The sequence below is a fragment of the Komagataeibacter kakiaceti JCM 25156 genome, assembly GCF_000613305.1.
In genome coordinates, this window is record NZ_BAIO01000362.1 from 1 (window position 1) to 2,414 (window position 2,414).

A 2,414-nucleotide genomic window follows, 5' to 3' on the forward strand; every position below is an offset into this window, starting at 1 on the left:
TGCGGGGCGACCGCTGGTGTATCCCACCCCGCGTGGGCGGCGGCTGACGCAGGCGGATGTCCGCCGTTATGCGGCCGGTCCCGGCGTGGTGGTGCTGTGCGGGCGTTACGAAGGGGTGGATGAGCGCGTGCTCGAAGCCACGGGCGCCGAACAGGTCTCGATCGGGGATTACATCCTGTCGGGCGGGGAAGTGGCGGCCACCGTGCTGCTCGATGCCTGCGTGCGGCTGCTGCCGGGCGTGATGGGATCGGGCGAAAGCGCGGTGGAGGAAAGCTTTGCCGATGGCCTGCTTGAATATCCGCTTTATACCAAGCCGGCACAATGGGACGGGCGCGACGTGCCCGAGGTCCTGCTGTCCGGTCATCATGCCGCGATCGCCCGGTGGCGACGCGCGGCGTCCGAGACGGTGACGCAGGCGCGTCGGCCGGATCTGTGGGCCGCCTACCGGGCGGGCACGGGTCAAGACATTCCCCGGACCGCAGGCCCGTGTGCCGATGCGGACCGGCTGAACTGAACATGAAATCCTATCGAACGAGGACCGGATCATGAACATCATCCAGAAATACGAGGCGGAAGAAATTGCCCGCCTGACAGCCCTCCGCGCGGTGCCGGAATTCGCGCCGGGTGACACCGTGCGCGTCGGCGTTGAGGTGGTCGAAGGCACCCGCAAGCGCGTGCAGAACTACGAGGCGTGGTGATCGCGCGCTCCAACAAGGGCCTGAACAGCAACTTCACCGTGCGCAAGATTTCCAACGGTGAAGGCGTGGAGCGTGTGTTCCCGCTGTATTCCCCCAGCATTGCCGAGATCAAGGTCGTGCGCCGTGGTGTCGTCCGCCGCGCGAAGCTGTATTACCTGCGTGGCCGTCGCGGCAAGTCCGCCCGTATTGCCGAGCGCAAGCGCGAGACCGTGGCCGCGCCCGCCGCCACCGAGTAATATGCCGATCCTTTGCCCGTTTCCCGCCTTGGCGCGGGGGCGGGCAAAGCGTTTTTGCCTGAGAATTGATGGCTGCGTGTCGCGTGCCTGTCCCGTGCGTGATGGCGGCCTGTTTCCGTCCGGGAGAGGAAAATAGAATGGCCCCGCGTACACTGTTCGACAAGATATGGGACAGCCATGTCGTCGAGACACTCCCGGACAAGACGGCCATTCTGTATATCGACCGCCATCTTGTGCATGAAGTCACAAGCCCGCAGGCGTTCGAGGGGCTGCGCCTGAGCGGTCGCCGCCTGCGCCACCCCGACGCCACGATCGCCGTGGTCGATCACAATGTTCCCACATCCGACCGCACCCTGCCGATCGCGGAAGCCGAAAGCCGCAACCAGATCGAGACGCTGGAGCGGAACGTGAAGGAATTCGGCGTGCCCTATTTCCCCCTGCTGTCGGCACGGCAGGGCATCGTGCATGTGGTCGGGCCGGAACAGGGCATTTCCCTGCCGGGCATGACCATCGTGTGCGGTGACAGCCATACCTCCACCCATGGCGCGCTTGGCGCGCTGGCCTTCGGCATCGGCACGTCCGAGGTCGAGCATGTGATGGCGACCCAGACCATCCTGCAGAAACCGGCGAAGAACATGAAGGTGGTGGTCGAGGGGCAGGTCGGCCCCGGCGTGACCGCCAAGGATATCATGCTGGCCATCATCGGCCATATCGGCACGGCGGGCGGCACGGGCCATGTGATCGAATTCGCGGGGTCCGCCATCCGTGATCTCGACATGGCGGGCCGCATGACGGTGTGCAACATGTCGATCGAGGCTGGCGCGCGCGCCGGTCTGGTCGCGCCGGACGAGACCACGTTCGAATACGTGCGCGGTCGGCCCTTCGCGCCCAAGGGCGAGGCGTTTGACGCGGCCGTGGCCTACTGGAAGACCCTGGCCGCTGATGAAGGCGCGCATTACGACCGTGTGGTGGAACTGCGCGCGGAAGACATCTCCCCGGTCCTGACATGGGGCACCAGCCCCGAAACCGTCATTCCCGTAACCGGCAACGTGCCCGACCCGGCGGCGGAGATCGACCCCGCGCGCCGCAGGCAGATGCAGCGCATGCTGGACTACATGGGGCTGGAAGCGGGGCAGAAGATCGCGGGCACGCCGGTTGATGTCGTGTTCATCGGTTCCTGCACCAACAGCCGGATCGAGGATCTGCGCGCCGCGGCCAGCATCGCCGCCGGGCGCAAGGTGGCGGATGGCGTGCGCGCGATGATCGTGCCCGGATCAGGGATCGTGAAGGCGCAGGCGGAAGAGGAAGGGCTGGACAAGGTCTTCCTTGAAGCCGGTTTTGAATGGCGTGAGGCCGGATGTTCCATGTGCCTTGGCATGAACCCCGACCGGCTGACGCCGGGGCAGCGCTGCGCCTCGACATCCAATCGTAATTTCGAGGGCAGGCAGGGCCCCGGCGGGCGCACGCACCTGCTGTCCCC

At 66.1% G+C, this 2,414-nt stretch carries 2 protein-coding genes and 1 pseudogene; all 3 read left to right on the plus strand.

The features are described 5' to 3' along the window. A partial coding sequence (gene trmD / locus JCM25156_RS13765) for a tRNA (guanine(37)-N(1))-methyltransferase (protein WP_025813535.1) occupies nt 1-514 on the plus strand: 514 nt, incomplete at its 5' end. Nucleotides 515-545: 31 nt separating this feature from the next. Beyond that, nucleotides 546-934 (plus strand): annotated as a pseudogene (gene rplS, locus JCM25156_RS24530) (50S ribosomal protein L19). Between the two features lie 137 nt (nt 935-1,071). Continuing rightward, a partial coding sequence (gene leuC / locus JCM25156_RS13775) for a 3-isopropylmalate dehydratase large subunit (RefSeq protein ID WP_025813536.1) occupies nt 1,072-2,414 on the plus strand: 1,343 nt, incomplete at its 3' end.